The organism is Polynucleobacter yangtzensis (genome assembly GCF_027924165.1).
In the GTDB taxonomy this organism is placed as follows: Bacteria; Pseudomonadota; Gammaproteobacteria; order Burkholderiales; family Burkholderiaceae; genus Polynucleobacter; species Polynucleobacter yangtzensis.
In genome coordinates, this window is the sequence record NZ_AP026973.1 from 1,561,676 (window position 1) to 1,586,256 (window position 24,581).

General features: G+C 44.1%; 25 protein-coding genes. 8 read left to right on the forward strand and 17 right to left on the reverse strand.

The genetic code is table 11. The features are described from left to right. Positions 1-13: 13 nt before the first annotated feature. The 6 genes from QMF28_RS07850 to QMF28_RS07875 all read right to left on the reverse strand — a co-directional run bounded on the left by QMF28_RS07850 (position 14) and on the right by QMF28_RS07875 (position 3,613). Positions 14-994 carry a quinone oxidoreductase family protein gene (locus tag QMF28_RS07850; RefSeq protein ID WP_281742143.1) on the reverse strand — a complete coding sequence of 327 codons (981 nt, stop codon included), beginning with the start codon at positions 992-994 and terminating at the stop codon, positions 14-16. 34 nt (positions 995-1,028) lie between these two features. Continuing rightward, entirely contained in the window at positions 1,029-1,463 is a 435-nt protein-coding gene (locus QMF28_RS07855; protein ID WP_281742145.1) for a DUF2452 domain-containing protein, read from the reverse strand. Between the two features lie 38 nt (positions 1,464-1,501). Further along, complete coding sequence (locus tag QMF28_RS07860) at positions 1,502-2,035, reverse strand: superoxide dismutase family protein (RefSeq protein ID WP_281742147.1); 534 nt, start codon at positions 2,033-2,035, stop codon at positions 1,502-1,504. Positions 2,036-2,105: 70 nt separating this feature from the next. Beyond that, positions 2,106-2,654: a DUF3833 domain-containing protein gene (locus QMF28_RS07865; protein WP_281742149.1), complete on the reverse strand. Its 549-nt coding sequence runs from the start codon at positions 2,652-2,654 to the stop codon at positions 2,106-2,108. A gap of 3 nt (positions 2,655-2,657) precedes the next feature. Next, positions 2,658-3,197, reverse strand: coding sequence for a chalcone isomerase family protein (locus tag QMF28_RS07870; protein WP_281742151.1), 540 nt, complete (start codon positions 3,195-3,197; stop codon positions 2,658-2,660). A 5-nt stretch (positions 3,198-3,202) separates the two neighbouring features. Continuing rightward, complete coding sequence (locus QMF28_RS07875; protein WP_281742152.1) at positions 3,203-3,613, reverse strand: thiol-disulfide oxidoreductase DCC family protein; 411 nt, start codon at positions 3,611-3,613, stop codon at positions 3,203-3,205. A gap of 61 nt (positions 3,614-3,674) precedes the next feature. Between QMF28_RS07875 and QMF28_RS07880 the strand changes: the two genes are divergently transcribed. Together QMF28_RS07880 and QMF28_RS07885 are read left to right on the forward strand one after the other, a co-directional pair. After that, positions 3,675-4,049: a DUF2237 family protein gene (locus QMF28_RS07880; protein ID WP_068324675.1), complete on the forward strand. Its 375-nt coding sequence runs from the start codon at positions 3,675-3,677 to the stop codon at positions 4,047-4,049. Further along, positions 4,046-4,945 carry a histone deacetylase family protein gene (locus QMF28_RS07885; protein ID WP_281742153.1) on the forward strand — a complete coding sequence of 300 codons (900 nt, stop codon included), beginning with the start codon at positions 4,046-4,048 and terminating at the stop codon, positions 4,943-4,945. Before QMF28_RS07880 ends, QMF28_RS07885 begins: the two co-directional genes overlap by 4 nt. Positions 4,946-4,962: 17 nt before the next feature. On the opposite strand, the gene QMF28_RS07890 is transcribed toward QMF28_RS07885, so the two are convergent. Continuing rightward, positions 4,963-5,514, reverse strand: a complete 552-nt coding sequence (locus tag QMF28_RS07890; protein WP_281742154.1) for a phasin family protein — start codon at positions 5,512-5,514, stop codon at positions 4,963-4,965. Between the two features lie 392 nt (positions 5,515-5,906). Here QMF28_RS07890 and QMF28_RS07895 point away from each other — a divergent pair, with 392 nt between their 5' ends. Beyond that, complete coding sequence (locus QMF28_RS07895) at positions 5,907-6,584, forward strand: DUF1345 domain-containing protein (RefSeq protein WP_281742155.1); 678 nt, start codon at positions 5,907-5,909, stop codon at positions 6,582-6,584. Between the two features lie 92 nt (positions 6,585-6,676). On the opposite strand, the gene QMF28_RS07900 is transcribed toward QMF28_RS07895, so the two are convergent. The 3 genes from QMF28_RS07900 to QMF28_RS07910 form a co-directional block, all read right to left on the reverse strand. Further along, the gene (locus tag QMF28_RS07900) at positions 6,677-8,383 is read right to left on the reverse strand and encodes an amidohydrolase (RefSeq protein WP_281742156.1); all 1,707 of its coding nucleotides are present in this window, start codon (positions 8,381-8,383) and stop codon (positions 6,677-6,679) included. 51 nt (positions 8,384-8,434) lie between these two features. After that, entirely contained in the window at positions 8,435-9,262 is an 828-nt protein-coding gene (locus QMF28_RS07905) for a hypothetical protein (protein WP_281742157.1), read from the reverse strand. Positions 9,263-9,362: 100 nt separating this feature from the next. After that, the gene (locus QMF28_RS07910) at positions 9,363-10,166 is read right to left on the reverse strand and encodes a hypothetical protein (protein WP_281742159.1); all 804 of its coding nucleotides are present in this window, start codon (positions 10,164-10,166) and stop codon (positions 9,363-9,365) included. 286 nt (positions 10,167-10,452) lie between these two features. On the opposite strand from QMF28_RS07910, the gene ahpC reads away from it, so the two are divergent. The 4 genes from ahpC (at position 10,453) to QMF28_RS07930 (ending at position 15,377) form a co-directional block, all read left to right on the forward strand. Continuing rightward, the gene (gene ahpC, locus QMF28_RS07915; protein ID WP_068324539.1) at positions 10,453-11,016 is read left to right on the forward strand and encodes an alkyl hydroperoxide reductase subunit C; all 564 of its coding nucleotides are present in this window, start codon (positions 10,453-10,455) and stop codon (positions 11,014-11,016) included. A 100-nt stretch (positions 11,017-11,116) separates the two neighbouring features. Next, positions 11,117-12,694, forward strand: coding sequence for an alkyl hydroperoxide reductase subunit F (ahpF, locus tag QMF28_RS07920; RefSeq protein ID WP_281742161.1), 1,578 nt, complete (start codon positions 11,117-11,119; stop codon positions 12,692-12,694). Between the two features lie 142 nt (positions 12,695-12,836). Continuing rightward, positions 12,837-13,472, forward strand: a complete 636-nt coding sequence (locus QMF28_RS07925; protein ID WP_281742163.1) for an NAD(P)H-dependent oxidoreductase — start codon at positions 12,837-12,839, stop codon at positions 13,470-13,472. Positions 13,473-13,658: 186 nt separating this feature from the next. Then, positions 13,659-15,377, forward strand: coding sequence for an amidohydrolase (locus QMF28_RS07930; protein WP_281742165.1), 1,719 nt, complete (start codon positions 13,659-13,661; stop codon positions 15,375-15,377). A 71-nt stretch (positions 15,378-15,448) separates the two neighbouring features. Here QMF28_RS07930 and QMF28_RS07935 read toward each other — a convergent pair whose 3' ends face one another. The 4 genes from QMF28_RS07935 to QMF28_RS07950 all read right to left on the reverse strand — a co-directional run bounded on the left by QMF28_RS07935 (position 15,449) and on the right by QMF28_RS07950 (position 19,924). Then, positions 15,449-16,024 (reverse strand): phasin family protein, encoded by a 576-nt coding sequence (locus QMF28_RS07935; protein WP_068324549.1) that lies wholly within the window; start codon positions 16,022-16,024, stop codon positions 15,449-15,451. A 231-nt stretch (positions 16,025-16,255) separates the two neighbouring features. Then, entirely contained in the window at positions 16,256-16,951 is a 696-nt protein-coding gene (locus QMF28_RS07940; protein WP_281742167.1) for a nitroreductase, read from the reverse strand. Between the two features lie 33 nt (positions 16,952-16,984). Then, positions 16,985-19,177: an OsmC domain/YcaO domain-containing protein gene (locus QMF28_RS07945; protein WP_281742169.1), complete on the reverse strand. Its 2,193-nt coding sequence runs from the start codon at positions 19,175-19,177 to the stop codon at positions 16,985-16,987. Positions 19,178-19,270: 93 nt separating this feature from the next. Then, complete coding sequence (locus QMF28_RS07950; RefSeq protein WP_281742171.1) at positions 19,271-19,924, reverse strand: cupin domain-containing protein; 654 nt, start codon at positions 19,922-19,924, stop codon at positions 19,271-19,273. 151 nt (positions 19,925-20,075) lie between these two features. Here QMF28_RS07950 and QMF28_RS07955 point away from each other — a divergent pair, with 151 nt between their 5' ends. Beyond that, on the forward strand, positions 20,076-20,771 hold the full coding sequence (locus tag QMF28_RS07955) for an SDR family NAD(P)-dependent oxidoreductase (protein ID WP_281742173.1): 696 nt from the start codon (positions 20,076-20,078) through the stop codon (positions 20,769-20,771). A gap of 26 nt (positions 20,772-20,797) precedes the next feature. Here QMF28_RS07955 and QMF28_RS07960 read toward each other — a convergent pair whose 3' ends face one another. Genes QMF28_RS07960 through QMF28_RS07970 form a run of 3 tightly spaced genes read right to left on the reverse strand, consistent with a single transcriptional unit; the run spans position 20,798 to position 24,085 of the window. Further along, entirely contained in the window at positions 20,798-22,057 is a 1,260-nt protein-coding gene (locus tag QMF28_RS07960; RefSeq protein WP_281742175.1) for a DASH family cryptochrome, read from the reverse strand. Positions 22,058-22,065: 8 nt separating this feature from the next. Next, positions 22,066-23,460: a 3'-5' exonuclease family protein gene (locus QMF28_RS07965; RefSeq protein ID WP_281742177.1), complete on the reverse strand. Its 1,395-nt coding sequence runs from the start codon at positions 23,458-23,460 to the stop codon at positions 22,066-22,068. A 55-nt stretch (positions 23,461-23,515) separates the two neighbouring features. Continuing rightward, on the reverse strand, positions 23,516-24,085 hold the full coding sequence (locus tag QMF28_RS07970; RefSeq protein ID WP_281742179.1) for an RrF2 family transcriptional regulator: 570 nt from the start codon (positions 24,083-24,085) through the stop codon (positions 23,516-23,518). Between the last annotated feature and the right edge of the window lie 496 nt (positions 24,086-24,581).

Sequence of the window (24,581 nt, forward strand, 5' to 3'; positions counted from 1 at the left end):
TAGACACTTAAGCCTATGGTGTCATCACAATTGCACCAGAAACTTTTCTACCTTCAGCAGCGCGATGTGCATCTGCTGCTTGCTCTAAAGAAAACTTAGCACCAATTTGTACTTTGACCTGCCCTTTAGCAATTGCATCAAATACTGCCTTAGCATTTTCTTTTAATAAGGCTGCAGTTGCGTTGTGCGGAAACACAGAAGGTCTTGTTAAAAACAGGCAGCCTTTCTTGTTTAAGATTTCTGGCTGAATCTCTGGAGCCGGTCCAGATGCAGCGCCGAATAAAGCAACTGTGCCAAATGGAGCAGCACAATCCAATGAGCCCAAGAAAGTAGTCTTTGCAACAGAGTCATAAACTACATTGGCTTTTTTGCCGCCAGTCGCCTTAATGACTTCCTCAACCCAATTAGGCTGTGAGTAGTCGACAACCGCATCGCAGCCCGCCTCTTTAGCGGCAGCAAACTTTGCAGGAGAGCCAACTGTACCAACAACAAAGGCGCCTAAGGCTTTCGCCCAGCCCGCCAAAATCTGACCAACGCCGCCTGCAGCTGCGTGCACAAGCACCACATCACCAGCTTTTACTTTGTATGTTTTCTGGACAAGATATTGCGCAGTCATTGCCTTGAAGAAAACGGCTGCAGCTACTTCATCAGAAATACCATTTGGTATTGACACCAACTTATCCGCCGCAACATTACGTGCACTTGCGTATGCACCGATACCAGCGTTCATATAAACCACGTGATCGCCAACCTTAAAGTCAGTGACACCATCACCCACAGCCTCAACAACGCCTGCAGCTTCATGGCCAAGACCAGTAGGCATTTCTAGAGGGTAAACACCAGAGCGCTGATAAACGTCAATGAAATTAAAACCAATCGCGGTTTGACGAATTTGCACTTCACCTTTTGCTGGTGGAAGCAGTTCTTTGTCTATTACTTTGATTACGTCTGCGCTACCTAGTTCAGTCAGACTAACAACTCGAGCTTTTGTCACGTGTCACCTTATTGTTTTTATAGAGAGAAAATAATCATACAGTAAGGGCATCTTCTTCAATTACTGCCCAGGTACTGTCACCTAACTTCTTCACCGCCATCGAATAGGTCCAACCATCTGGAATACCGCAGCTCCATTCTCTTGGACCATTCTGAATTAAGACATTGACGCTATTTCTGCTGTCGTAATAGAGGTGGTAAATTTTTCCGTGGATTGGATTAAAGCTAAATTTGGCACAATGCACCATCTCGGTAGCATCAAGCCTTGCTTGCAAGGCTTTTGCTTGCTTCATTAAGACTTCAGCTTGCTCCATGATGCGGTCGTATTCCAACTTCGCATTCTGGCGCGCTACGTTAACAGCCTTGTCTTTTTCTTCGGTGACCTTGATAGGCGCAAATACAGGGGCACCCACTTCCATTGGATATTCAATCCCTGCATGACGAGCTGGGTCGGTATCTTCGATTCTCATGAAATGCCCTGTATCTACTAATAAATAAAAACTATGCGTTACTTAATCAAGCCACAAGCAATACGTGGACCAGAATTGCCGGCAGGCTGTGATTTGTAATCATCCGGATCTCTGTGAACAACCACCGAACGACCCACAATTCCAGTTGGACCTGTATTTACAGCAAAGCCATGTAACTTGGCGCTATAGGTTGCATTGCCATTCGCATCTGATTTGATATTAGGAAGATCTCCAGCATGATTCATACCGCTATTTGGCATGCCGTGAGATTTTGTTTCAGGGTTGAAGTGACCGCCTGCGCTAGTTGCATCAGGAGCAGAACAATCTCCTTTTTCATGAACATGAAATCCCTGCTCTGCATTGGGCTTCAATCCAGAAAACTTACCATTGATGAGTACATCATTGCCTTGCCAAACAAAGGTTACTTCACCCTTGGCTTGAGACCCCGATCTAGAATCTAAACTAGCGCTTGCTTTTTGACCGGTGCCTTGCTCCATCGATTGGCAGGCAGCTAAAGAAAAAATGCCTGCAGCAGAAAGAGCAATGGAAACTTGCTTTAATGTGGTTCTCATCTGTATCTCCTTTATTGGAGCCCCCACAGGAGCCCTTGAAGAAAGTGTGACACAAATCCCGTGCTTTTGCTTAGCGCTTGTAGAAGCTCAAGGTTACTTCGCCGAGCTCAATGCCAAACTTACTCATTTTGGCCTTATTGAGCATTACTTTAGGCGTAACTAGATACATCCAATCATTAAATTGAACGTTGTAAATGGTGCCGTCAACGGGCAAGGCAAGGGTATAGGTCCAATTTAGGGCATTGCCAGCGAATTGACCCTGCGCGTCTCCCACCACGTCATCCGCTCTACCAATGTAATTTCCCGGGGACTGCTCTGTAAGTGTCCAAATACGCTTTTGCTTAGTGCCGTCAGAATATTCAAAGCTTTCGTCCAGGGTGCCTACTTTTTTTCCATCAACTATGGTCCAATTTGCTTTGATTAATACCGTAAAGCGTTTCTTTACTTCACCGCTGCGGTCAGTAAAGATGCCATACGCATCGATCGTTCCGGAAAAATATTCACTCAAATCGAGGACGGGTTTTTCATTGGCGTATTGAGAAACTTGTGGCGTTGAGCATGACACCAAAAATAGCCCAAAGAATGCTAATGTGATGATTCGGGAAAAAAGCTTTTTCATGAATTAACAAGCCTCACTAAAAATGGGTGGGGGACAGGATTGTCCAAGTAACTCAGTACGCAACTTAGGAGCACTTGTTTTTGGGTCAAGCCAAATCCCAAAAAATGCTTTTGAAAATTCAGCCCCCGGTACTTGAGCGATCTGCTTGCCGTCGTGATAAAAAGTTGTCCCTTGCTTAGGGGAATATATTGCTGTTAAGGTTTGTCCAGACTCAACATTCGGCAAGAAAGTAGTTAACTCTCTCCCCCAAAGCACTGCCTGAGCCTCTGGCACCCCAATGCGCTTCATCTCTTCAGCGCTACGATTGGCAATGGATGCTCCTGAAAAAGATTTTTGGTAGCGTAAATTCAACGCGAAATCGGGCGATGAAAGTGAGCCAACCCGATAAAACGCAGCATCATATACGTGGAGACCAAACCAAGTAAGTCGACCACTACCCTGCAATTTTGCAGAACTGATATTTGGAGGTAATTCAATTGGCTCGCGAGCAAAGCCATTTGATAAGAACACGGTCAACAAAGTCAGTACCAGAAATAATGGCATCCTCTTCATGACGGAATCACCCCTGATTTGGATTTGACTAAACGAAGTGCGGCCGGCCCAAAAAGACTAGAGATTGCATGTCTATTTTTAGCAAAAAATAGGTACCCTAATTTAAGGAATGGCTGCATGGACTTTCTTGAAAAGAACCAGGCAAGACGCGGTAAATTCGCTCGGCGATAAGCCTCAGGAAATACTGCAACGCCTTGTATTAATTCGCCACTAGCAAATTGGCCATACATGGCTGCTAGGGCAGCCTCACATGAGACACCCAATTTTTGAGGGTCAAACCGCTCAGAATTAATGTCAACAAAGTCCAATAAGTTAGCTTGATTGCGTCCTGACAAAAAAAGAATCTCCGCCTGACATAGTGGGCAAGCGCCATCATAGAACAAAGTGAGTTTCTCTAATTGAGTCATGGTTAAGCAAGTTTACGGCTTATTCAATAAACTGGTTGGCACTAATACTATTAAGGTTGTTATGCAAAATGAGATTGCACTGAATGTATTTGGAGAGCCATTGATTCCCTGCTCCTTTGATCCTCTAACAGGGTTTTTTAGAGATGGTTGCTGCAAAACCAACGAAGAAGATGTGGGTAGTCATTTGGTATGCGCCATCGTTACAGATGCCTTTTTGCAATTTAGCCTGCAAAAGGGGAACGATCTCATTACCCCCAGACCAGAGTATCGATTCCCTGGCTTACTTGCAGGCGACCAATGGTGCTTATGTATCAATCGCTGGGTTGAGGCATTAAACGCCAATTGCGCTCCATATATCAAGCTAGAAAGTACACACATTAAGGCGCTGGAAACAGTGCCGATGAATATCCTCAAGGAATACGCGAGAGAAGTTTGAAGGCTTTTTATACCGACCATTTTGTATTGCCGTTACCTGCAGGGCATCGCTTCCCGATGGAGAAGTACTCACGCTTGCGAGATTTAGTGGGATCGCAAGCAGGTATTGAGCTGGTTGAAGCGCCGTCAGCAACAGATACACAAATTTTGTATGCGCATGATCCAAGCTACCTCATTAAAGTCATAGAGGGAAAACTTTCAGCGCAAGAGCAAAAAGAAATCGGTTTTCCCTGGAGCAGTCAAATGGTTGAGCGCTCACGACGTTCAGCAGGCGCCACTGTAGCTGCAGCCAAAACGGCTTTGCAAGAAGGTATCGCCGCCAATCTGGCTGGAGGCACTCATCATGCCTATCGCGATACCGGAAGTGGATTTTGTGTATTTAATGATTCCGCTATCGCAGCACGGACTCTGCAAAAAGAAATTAACCCATCCCTAAAAGTTGCTGTGATTGATTTGGATGTTCATCAGGGAAACGGCACTGCAGCCATTTTGCAAAATGATGATTCCATCTTCACTCTATCCATTCACGGGGAAAATAATTTTCCCTTTAAGAAAGAGCAAAGTGATCTGGATGTGGGCCTGGCTGATGGCTGCAATGATGAAATCTACTTGCACTCATTGAGTACAGCTCTTGATCAATTAGATTCACGCTTTAAGGCAGATTGCCTCATTTTCTTGGCTGGCGCCGACCCACATGAGGGCGATCGACTCGGAAGACTGAATATCAGCAAGGATGGGATGCGTCTGCGAGATGAAATGGTGTTTCAATACGCATTAGATCGGCAGCTGCCTATTGCATTCTCAATGGCGGGCGGCTACGGCAAAGAAATTGAATCTACCGTGGATATTCATTTTCAGACTATCAAAACCGCCCTGCAATTTCAGAAACAATATTGAACTACAACCTTAAAGGCTCAACCCTTCTTTTTTGAAGAGCCTTTTTGGCTTGAAAGATTGCTGACATTCTCAACGCTCTTCTCAAAATTAGTGAATGAGTCAGCCATTGCAGCACGAATCAATTCAAAATTCTGCAACGCGTTATTGAAAGATGTTTTAAATACGGATACATAAGCCTCACTGCCAACTGGCGCGTTATCAGTAGCTTCATTTACAAAGTGAATAAGATCTGCTTTGGATTCTTGAATCATCGTTTCAGCAATATCTGCTAACTCTTGATTACCACTCTTCAAAACTTGCAATAACTGATTGTGATATTGAGTAATCTCTTTAGCCGCATCCTGCAATACCTCAGCATGAACATACTCGAAAGCAGATTTAGGGTCTTGAGTCTTCATGAGCTCAGACACCCGCCTCTGAATCATCGCAGCCAACTCTTGTGTAGCTTGCTGATTGATCTGCGTAATCGCCTGAGCACTTTCTATCGCCACACGTCCGGCGGCTCTGGTTGCATCAACAGCACTTTGTTGTCCCGGCATAGCTTTCATATCAAATGGTTTCTTGCTCATATCAACCTTTCAGATGGGTAATGTCAGATACCAATCTACTCCCCTAAGGATGGGTTTCTATAGAGAAATACCAGTAGATGGAGCCCCCTGCAGCAAGATAGGCACCAGATATTTGAATAAACTAGCTTATGCAGCCCAGCGAACAGTGGGGGTAAGCATGTTAATCAAACTTGCTAAATCAGCCTCAGCGGGCCTTGTCGATAAATAAGCAAAAATGCAGGCGGCCAAAATAATGAGTGCGCCCGCTACTAAGCTCCAACTTCTAATATTTGAACGCACTTTGCGGCCCTCTACTTAATTAAGCTTGTTAGTATTGTCTATCACCATTCAATCACAAAGAAGTGCAATCCTGGAGATGTCAGACTTTATTTTAAGTGCATACTAGTATCACTATGAAAGCGACACACTGGACACAACACTGGCACCATATCAGCGCCATATCAAGACTGATTATTGTCGCCATTGCTGGCTTTGGGGCATTTTTTCTGCTCTCCTCTGAGTCTTCCTCCACTATTAGCCTAGCCCTCTCTTGGGCGCTAGCAGGAAGTCTTTACCTAGCCCTTACTTACATCATGATGTTCTATTCAACCCAAGAAAATATCATGTTGCTTTCAAAGAAAGAGGATGATGGCGCTGCAATCATCCTGCTCATCATTATTTTGGCAGCAGCTGCAAGCCTGATCACTATCGTGATTATTCTCTCGGGCATCAAAACTCTACCTATTCATTTGGCTATTCGTCACGTTTGCCTAGTGCTAAGCACATATGCGATCTCTTGGTTATTTGTACATACAGCTTTTGCCCTGCATTACGCTCACGCCTACTATCAAGAGTTTGAGAAAACCAAAGAAGCCCCTTTGCTATTTGCCGGCAAGCAAAGGCCTACCTATGTAGACTTTCTTTACTTTTCTATGGTGATTGGCATGACTTGCCAGACTGCTGACGTCAATATTGCCAGCTCACGAATCCGGTTTTTAGTGATGATGCAGGGAATGACTGCTTTTGTTTTTAATGCTTCCCTGCTTGCACTGGCGATTAATCTTATTGCTGGTGTTGTGGCGTTTACTTAAACTCAGTTTATTTTTCTAAGTTGTTGTAGGCAAATAAAAACACCCGCATCAGCGAGTGTTTTTATTAAATACCGACAACAATTAAGAGATATTTACTGCAGGCTAACTGGCTTGCCATCAATCCACGTACCTTTTACTTTAATGTTACGAATATCAGCTGGCGCTGTTTGACGAGGATTCTTTTCCAGAATAACTAAGTCGGCTTGTTTGCCTACTTCTAAGCTACCCACAATATTGTCTGCAAAGATTTGATAAGCAGCATCGATGGTGATAGCGCGGATTGCATCGTCAACCGAAACCGCTTGATCAGGCCCTAATACCTTTTGGGGTGGCAACTGCCATAAGCGCGTTACTTCTTCGCTAACGTAATTCAAAGGACCCACATTTGAAACGGGTGAATCACTATGCAATGTAAATTTACCGCCTGCACGTTTGAAGTCGCCTGCAGGATCTATACGCTTAGCACGCTCTGGACCAATAATATGATCATTAAATGCAGCACCCCAATAATCTACGTGGCCAATAGTGAAGCTAGGCACCACTCCTAACTTGGCTGCCTGCTTTACTTGGGCTTCAGTATTAACAGTGAAATGCTCCATACGCAAACGACGATCTTGAGGCTTAGGATTACCGGCAAGTAATTTTGAATAGCTCGCAAGAGTTTGATCAATTGCCTTATCACCATTAGAGTGAGTAGAAATTTGCCAGCCCTGATCAAAGAACCCCTTCATGGACGCATAAATTTCAGCATCTTTAAAGTTCAACGCTCCACTCCATTTGGAGTTTTTTGGATAGGTATAAGGTGCATTGAGAGCAGCCGTTAAACCTTGAGTAGAGCCATCTGAAATATATTTAATACCAATAAAGCGTAATTTGTCATCGCCTTCATTTGGCTTAACAGAGGTTTTGCCTGTAGGTAAAGCCTCGCTAAATAAATAGCCGCGCATTCTAATGGGTGCTGCATCTTTAGCAAAAATAGCCTTATAAATTGCAACCTCTTTATCAACGCCGAAATTTCCGCCAACACTCATTTCAGAAGCAGTAGTTACACCGGTTGAGGCAATTTTTTTCATGGTGCCTTGAATAGCGCCAAATAATTGAGCCTCAGTAGGAGCTGGCATCTTTGCCATAAATGGCAAGTAAGAAGGGGGCTCTACTAATTTGCCTGTCAGCTTGCCTTTAGCATCCTTCACATAAATACCGCCACCTGGAGGATTTGGTGTTTTATCTGTAACGCCAGCTAACTCCAAAGCCTTGTGATTTACATAGCCAATATGACCGGATTGATTCACGATAAAGATGGGAACATCTTTCGAAACCGTATCCAAATCATCCGCAGTGAGCTCAGCCATAAAAGGCGTGGTGCGTGATGGATCAACACCAAAACCAAAAAGCCATCCGCCAGCAGGCACGTCTTTGAGGGCGGCCTTCATTTTCTTAATCAATGTTTCTTTGGTGTCATAAGGCAAAGTAAAGTTACTTAAATTCAAGCCCAAGCCTTCGAACACTGAGGTCACCAGGATATGCACATGAGGCTCTACAAAACCTGGCATCAAAGTTTGACCTTTTAGATCGATCACTTTGGTAGATTCAGTCTGCCATTCTTTAGTAACCGCATCTTTAGTGCCGACTGCAACAATCTTGCCATTTTGTACTGCGAGCGCCTGAACTTCTTCGTTCTTAGCATTCACTGTCACAATGGGACCACCATAAAAAATCGTATCGGCATTGCCTTTAGCAAAGGTGACTGCGCATTGCGCCATTAACAATGCGGAAAGTAGTTTTGGTGCGAGTTTCATGTTTTTGTCCCAGCGCTTAATTGATTAATCCAGTATGAGGGGTCGGCGTATTTAAAACTTAAATGTTGCAGCTATCTGCGGACCCTTAAAGGTAGTTTTCTGCAAAAGCCCATCACCATTCATGTCGTAGTACAAGGTACGATAGGCAAGCGATACGTCCAACCATTTTTCAAATGTTTTACCCACGCCAAGAACACCCTGCCAAGTCATATTGGTAGTGCCGCCACCACCGCCGATGTCCGCATAAAAGGGAATGTACCAAGTGGAGTCAGCAATACGATAGCGACCCTTAAAGCCGACAATTGGATCAAGAGTGGAGACAGATTTAGAGTCAACCACACCTCTCGAGTATCCAAATGCAGACAAGTCTGCCGAGACAGTAGCAGTTGCCATGATGCCGCGCACACCTAATAACCCATCCAGGTAAATATTCTGATTGCTGAGGACCGTATAGGTTGCCGCTCCAGTAATTATATTTTGTTGCAATGTGACCTTATCTGCAACGTTAACCGGCACTGCTGCGCCACCCAATTGAGGCGGCTTCACAGAAACATTTGAATTACCTGTTGTTTGAAGAGTTGCAGAGACGAGATCGCCGAAGATGCCCCATTTACCGTAATGCGCTTCGGCAGTAATCATGCCGCCTGATTTCAGATCACCCAGCACATTACTCGTAGAAAGCGTGGCTGTATTAAGGTAGCGGTCGTTATAAAAGAGTGAAGAAGTTACTCCGGAGCCCCACAAATAAGGAGTGACTTCAAAGCGCCACTCATCTGCAATTTTGGGGAGTGGCGATAAACCTTGATCAGCATGAGCAACGCTCGCGGCAGTCAAGATTGCTGAAGTTAAGAGGAAGGACGTAAGAATTTTTTTCTTCATAAAAGCCCTATTGGGGATCGATGTTGATTGGGGAATATTTACTGCTAATTTTGAGAGCGATTATAGACTGCAGAGCCAATATCCAAGGGAGGATTGGTGCCTAAAAGTTATAAGAAATCTTCGCATAGGTGGACCAGTCATACTGGCGATAGGTTTGTACCACCTGCTTGCTTCCGCCTATAGCAAATACCCAGTTTTTTGTTAGACGATGTGTCACCATCGCATCAATTGGCACAAACCAGCCTCCGCCAGCAGAGTTATAAACAGCGCCGTTTTCGTCCCAAAAACGCAGCATGGTATTGGGGGATAACTGGAAGCCAACGGTTGGATAAAGCTGCAAGCTTCGCATTAATGCTGGCTGAGTTGGATTCACAACAAGACTATTATTTTTGGTATCAAAGCCGTACATATACCGAATCAGCGGAGAGAAATCTGTCAGACCCAAAAGACTATTAACTGTAGGTACAAACGACCAGTTCAATTGCGGCCCCACTGCCCACTGTCCATTGTTGCCAAATGGAAATATGACGCGCCCACCAATCAAAGCACCCAAAGGCTTCAGAAAAGTTTTGTCCTGCCCCCAGATAGTGACCATGGTGTTACCGGCACTGTACTGCCCTGCATTATTGGCTGAAGAAATCGAGTTGTAACTGGAGGCATAAGAAGTATCTAAACGGATACGCCCTTGCCAATCGCCCGCTTCGAGAGGATTGTAGTAACGTAACTTCAAAACATTTTGATAATTATCGTTATTGTCGTAATTGTGATAACCCCAAAACTCCAGAACCTTATTGTTAGTCAAGCGCTGAGAATCATTGTCGAACTGCGAGAGTGGTACAAACAATTCTTCTGCATGGCTAGCCGAAACGAAAAGAGTGAAAAGGAAAAATAAAAACAATTTCATAAAAGGTGATGGCGCTCGATACTGGCGCTTTTTTACATTTATCTCTTTAATGCGGCACTATAGCCCAAAGATGTACCTAGATCCTTTAAAACCCCAAAAGGTCAATTCCACCAAATAGCGTTATCTAGGCCACCCTGAGGGCGAATGAAGCCCCTAGAGCCTATTATCAATAAATTCGATCATAAATATCAAATTTATTCATTAGACAAATAAACAACTGAGGTTCAAAATCCACTCAGTTGCATTAGCTACTAAAAAGATTGATTAACCAAAACAAGGAGCACAGATGTCCATCATCAATACTGCAGTTCAACCATTTAAAACCGAAGCTTTCCATAACGGCAAGTTTGTAACGATTACTGACGAAACCCTCAAAGGTCATTGGTCAGTTCTGATTTTTATGCCAGCAGCATTTACTTTCAACTGCCCAACAGAAATTGAAGATGCGGCTGAGAACTATCCAGAATTCCAAAAGATGGGTGCTGAAGTGTATATCGTGACAACTGATACACATTTCTCACACAAAGTTTGGCATGAGACATCTCCTGCTGTTGGTAAAGCAAAGTTCCCACTCGTTGGCGATCCAACACACACATTGACAAATGCATTTGGCGTTCACATTCCTGAAGCAGGTTTGGCATTGCGCGGCACATTCATTATCAATCCAGAAGGTGTGATTAAGACTGCAGAAATTCACTCTAACGAAATCGCACGTGACGTTTCTGAAACATTGCGCAAGCTAAAAGCTGCACAGTACACAGCTGCACACCCAGGCGAAGTTTGCCCAGCTAAGTGGAAAGAGGGCGCCGCAACATTGACTCCTTCTTTGGATCTCGTAGGCAAGATCTAAGCTGAAGCTCTAATCCATAGACTCTCTTCGGAGAGTCTATTGGGGAGGACAAGATCCTGCCCAATAGACTCACCTAAAAAAATTACCCAAGGAAATTACCATGCTCGATACCAATATCAAATCTCAGTTAAAAGTGTATTTTGAAAAGATTGTTAGCCCTATCGTTCTCGTAGCCAGCCTAGATGAGGGCGACAGTTCAAAGCAGATGCTTGAACTCTTAAATGAAGTGGCTGAGCAGTCCGACAAGATTACCGTCAAAACAGATGGTAAAGCTACGCATACTCCTAGCTTCACTGTAAGCAAGCTCGATCAAGAAGCGCGCATTACCTTTGCGGGCCTACCAATGGGTCATGAAATGACCTCTTTCATTTTGGCCATTTTGCAAGCCAGCGGCTATCCAGCAAAAGTAGAGCAAGAGATCATTGATCGCATCATTAAGCTTGATAGCAAGCTCAACTTCCAGACTTTTATTTCCTTGTCATGCCATAACTGTCCTGATGTTGTGCAAGCACTCAATCTCATGGCTGCCCTAAACCCAAACGTTACCCATGAAATGGTTGACGGCGCCCTCTATCAAGAATTGGTAGATCAATTCCAAATCATGGCGGTACCAACCGTGATCTTGAATGGTGAAGTGTTTGGCCAAGGACGCATGAGTGTTGAAGAGATTGTGGCTAAGCTCGATACTGCAAGCCCTAAAGAAGAGGCTGCAAAGCTCTCCGCCAAAGATCCATATGACGTTTTAGTTATCGGCGGTGGACCTGCTGGTTCAGCGGCGGCAATCTACGCAGCACGTAAAGGCATCCGTACCGGCATCGTGGCAGAGCGCTTTGGCGGCCAGGTCATGGATACCATGGGCATTGAAAACTTCATCTCTGTTAAAGAGACTGAGGGGCCTAAATTGGTTCAAGCGCTTGAGCAACATGTAAAGAGCTATGAAGTCGACATCATGAATTTGCAGCGTGCTAATGCATTGCGTAAAACTGCCAATGGTCTTGAAGTGGAATTGGTTAATGGTGCGGTACTGAAAAGCAAATCCGTTATCTTGAGCACTGGTGCTCGCTGGAGAGAAATGAATGTTCCTGGCGAACAAGAGTACCGTGGCAAAGGTGTTGCCTACTGCCCTCACTGCGATGGCCCTTTATTCAAAGGCAAGCGTGTTGCCGTCATTGGCGGTGGTAACTCTGGCGTTGAGGCTGCAATTGATTTGGCCGGCATTGTGAGCCACGTCACCTTAATTGAGTTTGATAGCAAATTACGTGCTGATGCAGTGCTTCAGAAGAAAATGGCTAGCCTGCCAAATGTAACCGTCATCATGAGCGCTCTTACCAAAGAGGTATTGGGTGCAGGTGGCAAAGTCAATGGCTTGCGCTACCAAGATCGCACCAATAATTCTGAGCATACTCTTGAGCTTGAAGGCATCTTTGTGCAAATTGGTTTATTGCCAAACACGGATTGGCTCAAAGGTACTCTTGATTTGTCAAAACATGGCGAAGTCATTGTGGATGCAAAAGGTGAAACTTCTTTACCTGGAGTATTTGCAGCGGGTGATTGCACGACTGTTCCTTACAAGCAAATCATCATCGCCATGGGCGAAGGTGCCAAGGCTTCTCTCGGCGCATTTGATTACCTGATCCGCTCATCAGTTACTGAGCCTGAAGAGGCCTTAGCTGCTTAATAGATTCAAGAGGATCTGTAGTAAAAAAAGGGGTCTTAGGGCCCCTTTTTTACATGCAAATGAATTGCCAGTTATTGAGACTATCAAGATATAAATTACACTGAACCATCTATATATATTCACCAATCTTAAAGGAATCAGAATGAGCTTAATTGAGAATCTACAGTGGCGTTACGCAACTAAAAAAATGGATCCGACAAAAGCCGTACCCCAAGAAAAGGTTGAGCAAATTTTAGAAGCTATTCGGCTAACTGCGAGCTCCAGCGGATTACAGCCATATGAGGTGCTAGTCATTACCAATAAAGCTATTCGTGAAAAGATTAAGGCGATTGCTTGGGACCAAACTCAAATAGTTGATTCTTCTCATTTGCTAGTTTTTGCAGCCTGGGATACCTACACAGCAGATCGCATTAATCAATCATTTGATATGACCGAGAAGATTCGTAACTTCAAAAGTGAAGCTGGTGATATCTATCGTCAAAAGTTACTCAGTGGCTACACCTCTCGTGATGCTGAAACCAATTACACCCATGCAGCAAAACAAGCCTATATTGGATTGGGGACTGCACTCATTGCAGCCGCCTATGAGCAAGTAGACTCCACACCCATGGAGGGGTTTGATCCTGTTGCCCTAGATGAGATCCTCAATCTCAAAGAAAAAGGCCTGCGCAGCGTAGTATTGCTTCCACTAGGCTATAGAAAGGCTGATGAGGATTGGTTAATTAACCTCAAAAAGGTTAGAAGGCCCAAGGAAAATTTTATTACTTGGATTGAGTAGGTTGAGTCCTCTTGGAGTAAAAAAGCCAACTAGCAGGTTGGCTTTTTTATTGCCTAAGTGTTCTATAAAAGATCAATACTTCAGTAAGTGCCGCCGAGATTGATCGAGATCAAAATCTATCTGTACGATACTGATCAAATACCTAGATTACTCAATCTCCACTTTAGTTATAAAAGGGGTGCTTTCATGCAAAACTCAGTTAAAGCCATACTCATTTACCTCCTCACTTCTATGGCTTGTTTTAGCCATACAACCATGGCGGCAGAACAAGCGGATATTGTCTTTATGAATGGGCAAATTGAGACGCTAAATACAAAACAACCAAAGGCAAATGCCGTTGCCATCAAAGATGAAAAATTTATTGCTATTGGGTCTGATCAAAAAATCAAAGGCTACATAGGGGCCAATACTCAAGTCATTAATCTCAAGCAAAAGTTAGTGGTGCCTGGCTTCGTTGATGCCCATACACACCCCATGGAAACAATATGGCTCAAAGAGGTATGGGTTGATGCGCGCTATCCAGGAACGCCTTCAGTGAAACAAGCTTTACTGAATATTGCGACCCGCGTTAAAGCGACACCCAAGGACGAATGGATCTATGTAGCCGGCGTTTCAGCCAGTGAAAATAAATTTATTGAAAAACGTCTTCCCACCAAGACTGAATTAGATCAAGTAGCGCCAAATAATCCCGTCATTATGGCCAATGGTGCACACATGGCAATTGCTAATAGTGCGGCCCTCTCAAAGATGGGCATCAAGAAAGGCGTGACAAAGCTTCGTCACGGCGCCGGTGTGTTGGCAGATAAAGATGGGGAGCCAAATGGCGTTATTACCGATGGCATGGGAGACATACCTGGTAGTCCTACTCCACAAGAAATCGCTCGCTACTATGCAACCGACATTGCCAAATTCTGGAACTCTTATGGCTTTACCTCGGTAATGGCGATCACTCCCGCTGCCGCTATTCCAATAATGCAAAGCGTTTCGATCAGCACACCCATGCCAAACATTCGTTATACAGCTTCAGTATGGGCAGCACCCAACGGAGAGGGAATGCCTAAGGATTTAAGTGTTTTTGAAATGCCAGCAAAAGCCAATCCCGCCTACTATCGATTTGCCGCCATCAAAGCATGGGTAGACGGTGAAAATGATTGCAGAACAGGCTTCATGTATGAACCATATGTAGGGGTTCAAGATACAGATCCACCTGGCGGCAAAGGCACCTTAGTGACCAATCAAAGTTTAGCAACTCAATTTGCCTCTTTAGCTAATCAGAACAACAAAATTAGCATGTTGCATTGCTCAGGTGATGCAGCTGCGGATATTGGGCTAAATGCATATGAATCTATTAGTAAAACTCAAGCCAGCAATACTATTAAACGCATAGAACACTTTGGTATGTTTCAACTAACACCAGAGCAACTAAAACGCAGTATTGCTCTTAAGAAAAACAACTTTCATCTTTCATCACAACCTATCTGGTTGCTTGAATTGGTTAATGCAGATTACGAAAACATGGGAACTGCGAGAGCAAAAACTGGCTATCAATTTAGGACCATGATTAACGCTGGTCTCGAACCCGCTGCGAGCACAGATATGACCGGCATCTACCTGGGCAATATAGATCCATTTAAGGCTATATATGCCACTGTGACAAGACAGTCGGACATGGGGGTATTTGAACCCCTGGAAGCTATCAGTGTTCGCGATGCTCTAAAGATGTGGACTATCTGGCCCGCAAAATCAGTTGGCGAGGATAAGGTCAAAGGCAGTATTGAGATTGGCAAGTATGCAGATATGGCAGTACTTTCGGACAACATTTTTACCATCCCCAAAAATGCTTTGAAGGATGCCAAAGCATCTATGACTATTGTTGGGGGCCGAATCGTTTACAAGGTCGAATAAAAAAACTGAGCAATATAAAAACAAAAGCCACCCGAAGGTGGCTTTTTTTAACACTAAAACTAAGCAGCTAATTAAGCAGAAGCTTTACGGCTTTTAGCAGCTGGCTTAGCAACAGCGTATTGACCTTGAATGTTTGCCATAGCAGCATCAACACTCTTCTCAAAGTTAGCAAATGCGTCAGTTGCAGATGCGCGAACTTGGTCGAACTGTTGGAGTGAAGACTCAAATGCAGTTTTGAATGCAGAAACAAATGCCTCAGAACCAGCAGGAGCTGTCTTAGTAGCTTCTTTAACAAACTTAACCAAATCTGCGCGTGCGTCATCAATAGAAGCGTCAACTACTTGAGCAACTTCTTTGTTACCGTTACGAACTACTTGGTTTACTTTAGCTTGGTAAGCAGCAGCGTATTTAGCAGCTTCTTGAGCAGCTTCTGGCTGAGCCAATTTAGCCAATTGTTGTGGATCTTTGATTGCTAACAATTGTGAGCTTGTATCTTGAGCAGCAACCAAAGCGTCTTTAGCAGCAGCTTGGTTGATTTCAGCTAATTCTTGAGCGCTTTCAACAGCAACTTGTGCCAAATGTTTAGCGTTTTCGATAGCTTTTGCTTGTGCAGCAGCGAATTGGTCGTTTAATTGAGCTTGGAACATGATCTATCCTTTATTTAATAAATGGTTTTTTATTGCGATGCACCATTTTAAGAGCCACATTTTCCAAAAGCAAGATATTTTTGTTGCAAAGCAACATATTTTTTACCAAACCGCATTTCAAGGCTTTAAATGAGGTATATCAATAACTTAGATATAAGCTCTTTAGATTTAATTGCCTAATAATTAGGCAGAAATCGCCAGCAGCGACAGGAACTCCTGAGCTAAATAAACTTATTTAACCCAGGTAGTGAATTCCTCAGCAGCCACTCGAGGGGTGTGAAAGGTATTCACCAGGGCATTTTTATCGGCATACCCTAGTGCCATACCGCACACCAGCATCTCATTCTCCTTGGCGCCAATAGCGGGCAAGATGATCTTTGCGTAATCATTCCAAGCTGCCTGCGGGCAAGTATCCAAACCCTCGCCTCTTGCGGCGACCATGATGTTTTGCAAGAACATTCCATAGTCAAGCATTGAGCCTCTACCAAGCTCCTTGTCGATTGTGAAAAATAGACATACGGGAGCGCCAAATGCTTCAAAGTTTTTGCGATGCTGTGTATGCATCTTGTCTTTATCGCCCTTAGTAATTCCTAGCAACCCATATAAGCCCCAGCCATTTTCACGACGCCTATCGATGTAGGGGCTAAACCATTTGGCGGGGTAATACTCATAAGCAGGTTGATATTCTTTTGCTAACTCTGGATTGGCGGCAATACTGTCATACGCCGCACATACTTTTGCACATAGATCTTTGAGAGCAGCCCCTTCTATGACATAAGCTTTCCAAGGTTGAGTATTAGTTCCAGAAGGTGCGCGCGCAGAGATATTGAGTAGCTTGAGAATGATGTCTTTTGAAACACCCTCTTTTGTGAATGCACGCACTGACATGCGCGATGTAATTGCTTCAGCTGGAGTTATTGCTTTCATTACTGACCTTTGAAGGTTAAATATATTGATTACTTAAAGACTCTTGGCCCGCGCCTGATGCAGCTTTCTATAGCTATCAATTAGGCGATGGTGCCTATCAAGCCCCTCTAACTGCATGCTAGTTGGCGTTAATCCGAAGAAGCGAACGCTGCCATCGATAGAGCCAAGTACAGCATCCATACGCGCATCGCCATACATCCGGCGGAAGTTCACTTCGTAATCAACCATTTCAAGCTCATCATCTAGCAAGACTTCCAAGGCTGCATCCATTGCTTGGTAAAACAATTTGCGCTCGACCGTATTGTCGTTGTACTGCAGAAAGGCTCCCACCAAGTCATGTGCCTCTTGATACTGTTTTAAAGCGAGTTGAATCAGCAGCTTTAACTCGAGCACTGTTAACTGACCCCAAACGGTATTCTCATCAAACTCGATTCCAATGAGCGTAGCGATATCGCCATACTCATCAAGCTCATTATTTTCTAAGCGCTCGAGCAGGGATGCTAAGCGCGCATCATCCAAGCGCGATAAATTCAGAATATCTTCACGGAATAACAATGCTTTGTTGGTGTTATCCCAGACAAGATCTTCGATTGGGTAGACCTCAGAATATCCTGGCACCAAAATTCTGCAGGCAATTGCCCCTAACTCGTCATATTCAGCTACATAGACTTCTTTACCAAGCTCTTTGAGAATGCCAAACAAAGTTTCGGCTTCTTTAGTATTGGAATCCTCACCCTTACTCGAGAAATCCCAATCAACAAATTCATAATCGGATTTTGCGCTGAAGAAGTGCCAGGACACGATGCCACTAGAGTCAATAAAATGTTCTACAAAGTTATTAGGCTCAGTTACTGCTTCACTTGCAAATGTGGGTGGTGGCAAATCGTTCAAACCCTCCAAGCTACGGCCCTGTAGTAACTCCGTCAAACTTCGCTCTAGAGCAACCTCTAAGCTAGGGTGCGCACCAAAAGAGGCAAACACACCACCAGTGCGTGGATTCATCAACGTGACACACATCACTGGGTAGATACCACCAAGCGATGCATCTTTTACCAACACTGGGAAACCCTGTTCTTCTAGACTTTGTATGCCAGCCAAAATGCCGGGATATCTAGCTAACACCTCCTGCGGCACATCTGGAAGCGCAATTTCACTCTCCAGAATTTCTCGCTTAACTGCTCTCTCAAAGATTTCTGATAGACATTGAACTTGGGCTTCGGCAAGTGTATTGCCTGCACTCATGCCATTACTCACAAAGAGATTTTCAATCAAGTTCGACGGAAAGTAGACTGTCTTGGCATCGGATTGACGCACATAAGGCAATGAACAGATACCGCGCTGTACATTTCCAGAATTGGTATCCACCAAATGGGATGCGCGCAACTCACCGTCTGGGTTATAGATTTTTAGACAGTACTCATCCAAAATTTCTGTCGGCAACGCATCCTTCTTACCAGACTTAAACCATTGTTCGTTGGGGTAATGCACAAATTCTGCATTAGCAATATCCTCACCCCAGTAAGCACCCGCATAAAAATGGTTATTACTTAGACGCTCAATGTATTCGCCCAAAGCAGATGCCAGTGCACTTTCCTTGGTTGAGCCTTTGCCATTGGTAAAGCACATTGGTGAATATGCATCACGTATATGTAGGGACCAGACATTGGGAATGAGATTGCGCCATGAGGCAATTTCAATCTTGATGCCGAGATTTGCAAGCAATGCCGACATATTGGCAATCGTTTCTTCCAGAGGAAGATCTTTGCCAACTATATGGGTGCTAGCTCCTGCATTGGGTTTTAGGGTCAGTAGACTCTGCGCATCGGCATCTAGATTTGCGACCTCTTCAATAACAAAATCAGGCCCTTCCTGCACTACCTTCTTAACTGTGCAGCGCTCGATAGAACGCAAGATACCCTGGCGGTCTGCAGCAGAAATATCTGTTGGCAATTCAACTTGAATCTTAAAAATCTGTTTATAGCGATTCTCTGGATCAACAATATTATTTTGCGAGAGGCGAATATTCTCAGTAGATAAATTACGAGTCTCGCAGTACAGCTTCACAAAGTAAGCGGCGCACAACGCCGATGAAGCTAAGAAATAATCAAACGGTCCTGGCGCAGAACCATCACCCTTGTATCGAATGGGTTGATCGGCAATTACCGTAAAGTCATCGAACTTAGCTTCAAGACGCAGCTTGTCGAGAAAATTGACCTTAATTTCCATGGGAATGATTCCAAAATAGTGCAAATAATGATGTGAGCACCATTATCCATCGCAATGCCATTCAAGCGCAGCCGCTAGATCAAGACTCTGAAATCAGCCTAATAAATGACCAGTCTTTACAAAAATAGTGCAGCCCTCTTTACTAAAGGGCTGATGCAGGCTCATATGCGGACTTCTAATCCAGGAGCCAGCCGGGTAGCGCCCATGCTCATCTTCAAATACGCCATCCACCACAAAAATTTCCTCGCCACCATAATGCTTATGAGGATTGAAATAAGTTTGAGGCGCCCATCGCACTAAAGTCGATCCGCTACCCTGTGTCATCAACGGCATGACATTAAGACCGGGTACCATTCCCTGAAACCAAGGAGCAGTTTTCGTATTGACTATCTCTCGCTCGACTTGATCTGAGCCAAGGTGTCGCAACTTCACAAAAAGAGTGCAGCCAGACTGGCTGAATGGCGCATGGGAAGATCCAGGCGGGCTCATCATATAAGTGCCAGCAGGATAATCGCCTGTCTCGTCACTAAAGACGCCATCTAAAACAAAGATCTCTTCACCAAATTCATGGGTATGCGTTTGAAATTTGGATCCCGGTTGATAGCGAACAATTGAGGTTGCCTTTGCTACCTCATCACCCATGCGATCAAGCATACGTCTCTCGATCCCTACCTCTGGGCTAGGAACCCAAGGTAGGTCATGGTGGTTGATGACAACTCTCTTACTGTAATCGGAGTGGATATTCACTTATTGCATTTCTGATTTATAAACAGGAGTAAGCATAGCAAGCAAATGAAGGGTTTGCTTGAAAGAAAATTTTGCCGCGTACGCTCATGCGCGATCTGCGCTAAAGTCTCTTCAATCCACCCCATTTATTGAATTTCTTCAACAGAGCAACATGAGCTTACTTCCCAGCCCCTTTCGCGCACTAGTTATTGGCTCTTCCGGAACCATAGGCTCTGCCTTCATGGATCTTTTGAAAACCAACCCCGCATGCTCAGAGGTTGTCGGCATTCATCGCCATACTGAATTTCCAATCGATTATCAAAATCTGGAATCTATTGAATCCTGTGCAACTGCACTCTCTCAACTAGCACCTTTTCAACTCATCATTAATACCATCGGGGTTTTACACACGAATCAGTGGATGCCTGAAAAAAGGCTAGAAGACCTCAATGCCGAGCAACTCATGGAACTCATGACAGTCAATGCCATTGGGCCAGCACTAACCATTCGTCACTTTTCAAAATTACTAGATCCCAAAAATAGCGTCATGGTGACTCTATCAGCAAAAGTAGGCAGCATTGAAGATAACCGTCTTGGCGGCTGGTATAGCTATCGCGCCTCTAAGGCTGCACTCAATATGTTGGTGAAGACAACATCGATCGAATGGGGACGCACAAAACCGAATACCGCATTAATCGCAATGCATCCCGGCACTGTGAACTCTAGACTCTCAAAGCCATTTCGTGGTGAGCAGATTGGCAGGCCTGCAGATCAAGCTGCAGCTGAGATGTTTAATGTGATTGAACAACTTAACAAAGAAGACACAGGAAGCTTTCTGACTTATTCGGGTGAAAAGCTGCCTTGGTAACGGAATAAACGCCCCCCTTTTAAACTTTAGGGCGCATTTAACCACTTCGATCGATAAGCGCCATCAGGATCATGATCCTGAGCTTGCTTCTTCACATTAAATGGGCGCCCTCCGCGTGGATCTGTACCTCTTCCTGCTATGTATAGCCAATTACCCTGGTTGCTATACACATCATAGTCAACCAACTGAGATTCAAACCAAGCAGCTCCAGCGCGCCAATCGCCTTTCATGTCATAAATCCAATAGCTCGCCACTACTTGACGCATACGATTGGATAAAAATCCGGTTTGCTGGAGCTCGCGCATGCCAGCATCAATAAAGTTCTCACCTGTGCAACCAGAAATCCATTGCTGAAATTTCTTTTTATCAAAGCTATTGATCTCTTTATCAATCAAACCATGAGGTCGATAAAGTTTGTCTCCATACTTAAAATGTAGAAAACGGAAATAGTCTCTCCACAATAATTCAAACCACAGCCAATAAGTTCCGTCATTAGCTCCGTATGTTGACTCATAATTTTTTAGCTTCTGCACGATTGTTCTTGCCGAGCAACAGCCAAAAGCCAACCATGGAGAAAACTTACTGGAATAGTCCATGCCGGTCAATTGATTACGAGTTTGCTTGTAGGTATCCGGCAAGCGTCTCTCAAAGTACTGATCTAAATGGGCTAAAGCACTCAGCTCTCCACCACTAAAAAGCGGTTCGACTTGCTTGGGAAATAAGGCTTCCTTTGGCTTAGTCGCAATACTCATCAGCGGCAATGGAGGAATGTGAGCTGGAGTAGAAATCGGTTCCGCATAGAAAAGACCTCTACGCTCAACCTCCTGTCGGAATTTAGTAAATACATCCGGCATCTCCTGCAAATCAAATGGCAAGTCCTTGGGATCAAGCATGCTTGATTGCCAAAATTGCCTGACATTGAAACCCAGATTCTTGATCACATCTACCTCTGCAAGCTCTTCTGGCGCTTGGATTTGCTCGCAATAAATGAAGTCAAATGCAGTTTGGTCTCTTATTAATTGAAAAACCTTTGATGGCTCGCTACTGAGCTCTAGCAAATTAGAGCCCCTAGCAATTAATTGATGACGAAGTTCATCTAACGATTGCTGTAAAAATTCTCTAGAGTGATTAGCAAATCGAGGGAATCCCCAGCCGGTTAAATCATCATTGCTATCCGGATGAATATAAATTGGTAAAAAATGCTTAGCTGATGCGCATGCTTCTTTAAAACCGGGGTTATCTTCCAAACGAAGATCATTCCTAAACCAATAGACGATGGTAGACATAGCGCTTCTTAACTAAGATGAATCACTTGGTTTTGATATTGTCCGGCTAATGCTTTTTTAACGATCTTATAAATATCAAGATCGAATTCAGCATCGCCAGCACTTTTGAGTTCAGTCAACTCATCCTCATTAATGGCAGTACCCAAGTAGCACCATTTATCCAAGACAATCATTTCTCCATTGTCTTTGATGGCTATTGGGCCCTTGTAAGGCCAAACCTGCACCCGATATAACTCCATTGCCGTCCTTAATTGCAGATTATGCATTTCAGTAGGCATGATGCCTATGCATGCGCCACCACATTGCTTCACTTGATATCCAAAGCAGGCTTTTCCATCAACCGCTTTCTCAAGCCCCAGCAATACCTCGCATAAGCGATATTTTTTTGCAATCGCCTTTAGATAGGAGTTAGCCTCTCTTTTGTTATAAAACAAACCAAAAAGATTGTCTTGCAGGCCCGGCATGAGATCTTTGTGGTTCACAAGCGTTGGCTTTAGCACCCCATTAGCATCTTTATTGAGACTCCAAGCACAAAGATCTCTTGATCGTCGAAGCTTGATATTCATACTGGGCATGCGCTCTTTAATAAGCTTAGACTCCAATATTAAAGCCCCTAGCTCTCCACTCGTTTCAATCCAGTCAATATCTCTTACCTGCAAAGATAATTTCATTTCCTTGCGCTGCGTTAACGAGCCTTGAAAGTGCCCCATCACCCTACTGCGCAGGGAAATACTCTTCCCAATATATAAAGGGTTTCTATTTTCTCCATAAAAGATGTAGCACCCAGGCGCATCAGGTATCGAGTCAATTAATTCCTGATCGATGTTCGGTGGCAGACTTGCATTTCCCACCAACTGATTCAGAGCCTCTAGCAAACGCTCTTTACCAACTGCTCTCTCACAAATTTGCCAAAACTGAAAAAGTAAGTCTGCGTCGCCAAGCGCCCTATGTCTAGCACTGACAGTCAAACCATGCTCACGAATGATGGTGTCTAGGTTGTGACGAGCTTGGTTGGGAAATAGGAGTCTTGAGAGTTTGACGGTACATAAAACCTTGGGCTTGAAATCCACACCCATTCTTTTAAAAGAGGCCTTAATAAATCCATAATCAAAGCGCGCATTGTGGGCAACAAATATCTTACCTTCGAGCTCTGCTTTTAGGTCTCTGGCAATTTCTTCAAAGCCAGGCTTGTCAGAGACCATTTGCGGGGAGATCCCAGTGAGTCTTTGAATATTTTGCGGAATATATACATGGGGGTTGATTAAGCTCTCCCAGATAGATGCCCCGTTATTGGAAAGCGTTTTAATGCCTATTTCTGTAATACGATCTCTGTCAAAATTTGAACCAGTTGTCTCGATATCAATAAAAGCAAGAGTTGGATAATCGATCGATTGCTTATTCATAAAATCAGAGAATCGGATGATGGGGCCTCTAGATTAAAGCCCTTCAACCCAAGCTTTAACTTGGACTACGATCCAGGAAGTTTGCAAAGTCAAATACAGAATTAGGCCCACGCGGGACATCTTCCACTTTTTTAAACTGCGCCTTCACTACTTTTTGAACCTCACCCTTTTGTCTTTTCTCTTTTTTGGAATCAAGAGGAACGTAGGATGTCCGCTCGGGTGCTTTTTTGACATCACTAAAGCTGGGAACGTAATCTTTAATAGTGGATGCCAAGGTGACGTTGGCCATACAACTGAGCATATAGGCCTCTAAGGATTGGTAAAGCTCTTTGGCAATATCGGATAACTCTACCTTGCGCTTTTTAATGAGATTCATGGCAAGTACGATATCCTTTATCGTAATCAAGCCAGGATCTTGAGATAATACGTAACCCCCTCTGCGACCTTTAGTGCCCTTAACAAAACCTGACTCCCTTAATGGTCGCAACAAAAGCTCAATCCGACTGATGGATAAATTTTGCCTTTTAGCAAGCTCAGGAACAGGCACTGGTTGGCCGTTAACCGAATGACTGGCTATGTCTACCAGAGTATTGAGAGCCGCTTTTGCTGCTTTATTGAGGTCCATTTTGAACTTAGCAGAAATGTTAGATTACAACTAGTATCAGACTGAATTCATTTTTTTGCTGCAGCGCACTTCTTAACCCTATTTAGCTCATGGTTGAAACTTTTCAAGATCAATATCGCCTAGCTTACCGAATTTTACGATTCAGCTCATACCTATTGTTAGGCGGAGTCATTGCGCAATTTTTTAGCTGCTTAAGTGCCTATTTGATCATTAGCGATTCACAAGCAGCGGGTATGCTAGCGCACATACTGATACAGCACTTGTCTTATTACATATTGGGCTGCACTTTTATTACTTTAAGTCTTGCCAATGTTCTTATCAAAAGAGAGCAATATGGTCTCAGGGTAATTCGTATGCCGGCTCTTGTACTGATCCTAGTCACCGCAACAAGCAGCTTTCTATTAATACCTCGAATGGATTTCTTGCGAGAGACTGCATTACTAGATGGCATGCCCGTAGCACTCTCACCATTTGCAAATTATTTTGCAATCTTGAA